Annotated in this window: 4 protein-coding genes; all 4 read left to right on the plus strand. The window is 67.7% G+C overall.

The window, feature by feature from the left end; translation table 11 throughout:
• A partial coding sequence (locus JMF90_RS27420) for an SDR family oxidoreductase (RefSeq protein ID WP_201325666.1) occupies positions 1-619 on the plus strand: 619 nt, incomplete at its 5' end.
• A 195-nt stretch (positions 620-814) separates the two neighbouring features.
• A complete protein-coding gene (locus tag JMF90_RS27425) occupies positions 815-2,119 on the plus strand; it encodes an MFS transporter (RefSeq protein ID WP_006478124.1) in 1,305 nt (434 codons plus the stop codon).
• Positions 2,120-2,369: 250 nt separating this feature from the next.
• Positions 2,370-2,783, plus strand: coding sequence for a helix-turn-helix domain-containing protein (locus JMF90_RS27430; protein WP_011545943.1), 414 nt, complete (start codon positions 2,370-2,372; stop codon positions 2,781-2,783).
• Positions 2,780-3,983 (plus strand): alpha/beta fold hydrolase (locus JMF90_RS27435; protein ID WP_201325667.1); only part of this gene is annotated, 1,204 nt, incomplete at its 3' end. The genes JMF90_RS27430 and JMF90_RS27435, both read left to right, overlap by 4 nt.

The following is a 3,983-nucleotide window of genomic DNA, read 5'->3' on the forward strand; positions in this document are numbered from 1 at the left end:
CGAGATCGCGCTCGCGGGCGGCAAGGCGATCGCGGTGGCCGGCGACGTGTCGAAAGAGGACGACTGGCGCGCGCTGCTGCAGGCCGCGCTCGAGGATTTCCATGCGGTGCAGATCGTCGTGAACAACGCGGGCACCACGCACCGCAACAAGCCCGTGCTCGACGTGACGGAAGCCGAATTCGACCGCGTGTACGCGGTCAACATGAAGAGCCTGTTCTGGTGCGTGCAGACTTTCGTGCCGTACTTCCGCGCACAGGGCGGCGGCGTGTTCGTGAACGTCGCATCGACGGCCGGCGTGCGCCCGCGCCCGGGCCTCGTCTGGTACAACAGCACGAAGGGCGCGATGATCACCGCCAGCAAGTCGCTCGCGGCCGAGCTCGGCGCCGACCGTATCCGCGTGAACTGCATCAACCCGGTGCTCGGCGAAACCGCGCTGATGACCGAGTTCATGGGCTGCGAGGACACCCCGGACAATCGCCGCCGCTTCCTCGCGACGATCCCGCTCGGCCGCTTCTCGACGCCGCAGGACATCGCGAACGCCGCGCTTTATCTTGCATCCGACGAAGCCGAATTCATCACCGGCGTCTGCCTCGAAGTCGACGGCGGGCGCTGCATCTAGTCGTACCGGGCCGCACGATCGGCCCGTCTTGCTTCGCACGAAACCGGATCGGGCACCACCACGCCTGCTCCGGCCCACTACAACGACAGCGGTGCATCGGATCGAGGTAGCCGCCCAAGCGCCGACCTCGATCGACCGCAAAGCATGGGACTCAGGTAACCGCTAAAGCGCTAACCTGGATCGACAGGAGACAACATGGCAACATCGACGCAGTCGCTGCCGGGCTCGTCCGGCGCATTCGAGGAAGCAACCTACCGCAAGGTGTCGTGGCGGCTCGTGCCGCTCCTCCTGCTGTGCTACGTGGTCGCGTATCTCGACCGCGTGAACGTCGGGTTCGCGAAGCTGCAGATGGCGAGCGACCTGAACCTGAGCGATACCGTGTACGGGCTCGGCGCCGGGATCTTCTTCTTCGGCTATTTCCTGTTCGAGGTGCCGAGCAACATCATCCTGCACCGGGTGGGCGCCCGCGTGTGGATCGCCCGCATCATGGCGACATGGGGCGTGATCTCGATCCTGACGATGTTCGTCACGACGCCCGCGATGTTCTACGTGATGCGCTTCCTGCTCGGCGTCGCCGAAGCGGGCTTCTTCCCCGGCGTGATCCTCTACCTCACCTACTGGTATCCCGCGCACCGGCGCGGCCGGATGACGACGTTCTTCATGACGGCCGTCGCGCTGTCCGGCGTGATCGGCGGGCCGATCTCGGGCTTCATCCTGAAGGCGTTCGACGGCGTGAGCGGCTGGCACGGCTGGCAATGGCTGTTCCTGCTCGAAGGCATTCCGTCGGTGCTCGCCGGCGTGCTCGTGTTCTTCACCCTCGACGAGCGGATCGCGAAGGCGACGTGGCTGACCGACGAAGAAAAGGCGCTGCTCGCCCGCAACGTCGACGCGGAGGAAGCCACCAAGGAGGACCTGCCGCTCGGCGCCGTGATGTCGAGCCCGCGCGTCTGGCTGATGGCGCTGATCTATTTCTCGTTCGTGATGGGGCTCTACGGCGTCGGCTTCTGGCTGCCGACGATCATCAAGGCGACCGGCGTGACCGACACGTTCATGATCGGCCTGCTGTCGGCGATTCCGTATGCGGCCGCGGTGGTCGCGATGATCCTGATCGCGCGCAGCGCGGACAAGCGCCGCGAACGCCGCTGGCACCTCGCGATTCCGGCCGCGATCGGCGCGGTCGGCCTCGTGCTGTCGGTGATCTGGGCGCACCAGACGGCGCTCGCGATGCTCGGCCTCACGCTCGCGACGATCGGCATCCTGACGACGCTGCCGCTGTTCTGGAGCCTGCCGACCGCGTTCCTCGGCGGCACGGCCGCCGCCGCCGGCATCGCGATGATCAACTCGATCGGCAACCTCGCCGGCTTCCTGAGCCCGTACCTGATGGGCTGGCTCAAGCAGGTGACGGGCACCAACGATGCGGGCATGTACATGCTGGCCGGGTTCCTCGTGCTCGGCGGGCTACTGGCGCTGTCGGTGCCGAAGCGGCTCGTCGACAAGTGACGACGCGCGGCGCGTAAAGGCGCGCCCGGATCGATCGAACACGCCGGCCGATTCCCGGCCCGTTTCTCCCCGATACGCCCCGACGTCCGGCATGGCCGGTCGCCGGGGCGTTTTCAATTCCGGACGGGCACAACCCGGATCGGCCGAGTGTCTCGCCCATCCGACGGCAGCCCCTTTATCACCCAAATTATTCCCTTATGCTCCTTTATATATGGAACAATAAAGATAATTAAGGAATCGTCGATAGCTCATGTTCCACACCGTCGAAGACACTGCCGCCCGCTTGCGCGTCCATCCGAAGACCGTCCTGCGGTTCATTCGCGACGGCAAGCTGCGCGCGACGCGGGTCGGCCGTGCCTACCGCATCCTCGAGGCCGACCTCGCCGCGTTCGCCCGGACGGAGCCGGCCTCGCCCGCGCCGCGTGCGGTGCGCGTCACCAGCATCGTCGACATTCCCGATGCGTCGCAGTCGCTGCACCAGTACCTGTCGCGGTCGCTGCACGCGTTGGCGTCCGGCCGCACATCGTACGTCGACCCCGTGCGAATCGACGTCACGTTCGATCCCGCCTCGAGCATGGTCAAGATCATCGTGACCGCGACACCGGCCGACACGGCCGCGCTGATGTCGTCGCTCGACATGCTGCTGCAGCAAAGCGGGACATGAGCGCAATCTTCAAGTCATCCCGCCATGCCCGCGCGATTCGCGCCGCGTACGCGGCCGCGCTGTCGCACTGGCCGGCCGGGCATCGGCGCGTCACCGTGCAAACGCGTCATGGCGCGACGCACGTCATCGCCTGCGGTCCCGAACACGCGCCGCCGGTCGTGCTGATCCACGGCGCACAGACGACGGCGGCAAGCTGGCAGCATCACGCGACCGACTGGGCGACGCACTTCCGGCTCTACGCGATCGACGTGATCGGCGAAGCGGGACCGAGCGCGCCGTCACGCCCGCCGCTCGCGGGCGACGCCCATGCGCAGTGGCTCGACGACGTGCTCGACGGCCTGCAGGTGTCGCGCGCCGCGTTCGTCGGCATCTCGCTCGGCGCGCGAACGGCGCTCGACTTTGCGTTGCGGCGGCCGCCGCGCGTCACCCGGCTCGCGCTGCTCTGCCCGTCCGGCATCGGCAGGCAGAAGCCGTTTCTGTGGTGGGCGCTGCCGCTGTTGCTGCTCGGCGATGCCGGGCGCGCATGCGTGCGGCGGCGCGTGCTGGGTCGCCTGCCACCCGCATCGACGCCGGCCGAACGGGACGCGCTCGCCCTGATGCGCGCCGTCGACCGCGGCTTCCGGCCGCGCATCGAGCCGATTCCGGTATTCGACGACACCATGCTCCGCACGTTGTCGATGCCCGTGCTGGCGATCGTCGGAGGCCGCGACGTGATGCTCGATTCCCGCGACACGCAGGATCGCCTGACGCGCCTCGTGCCGCACGCGCAGGTGCGGCTTCTTCCCGAGCAGCCTCACTTCATCCGCGGGCAGCGCGACACCGTGCGCACTTTTCTCTCATCGACGGACACGCTCGACATGCCCCATCGAATCGTTCAGGCCGCCGGCAGCCGCGTGCTGGTCCGCGATCCTTCCGCCGGCCTCGTGCAACGGGAAAGCGACGCGCTCGATCTCGTCGCGCTCGCGCACGAGCATGAAGCCGACTGGATCGCGGTCGCGGCGGACACGCTGCACGACGACTTCTACCGGCTCGACAGCGGGCTGGCCGGCGCCGTGCTGCAAAAGCTGACCAACTACGGCGTCCGGCTCGGCGTGGTCGGCGACATCGACCGCCGGCTCGCGCGCAGCGAAGCGCTGCGCGCGCTCGTTCGCGAGTGCAATCGCGGAAAATCGGTCTGGTTCGTCGCGAGCGAGGACGACC

Origin of the sequence: Burkholderia sp. E168m23, from assembly GCF_016586125.1 — a bacterium.
In the GTDB taxonomy this organism is placed as follows: domain Bacteria; phylum Pseudomonadota; class Gammaproteobacteria; order Burkholderiales; family Burkholderiaceae; genus Burkholderia; species Burkholderia orbicola.

Excerpts from the sequence above, each read along its gene's own strand:
- JMF90_RS27425 (WP_006478124.1), top strand. The coding sequence starts at position 815 with ATGGCAACATCGACGCAGTCGCTGCCGGGCTCGTCCGGCGCATTCGAG.
- JMF90_RS27430 (WP_011545943.1), top strand. The coding sequence starts at position 2,370 with ATGTTCCACACCGTCGAAGACACTGCCGCCCGCTTGCGCGTCCATCCG.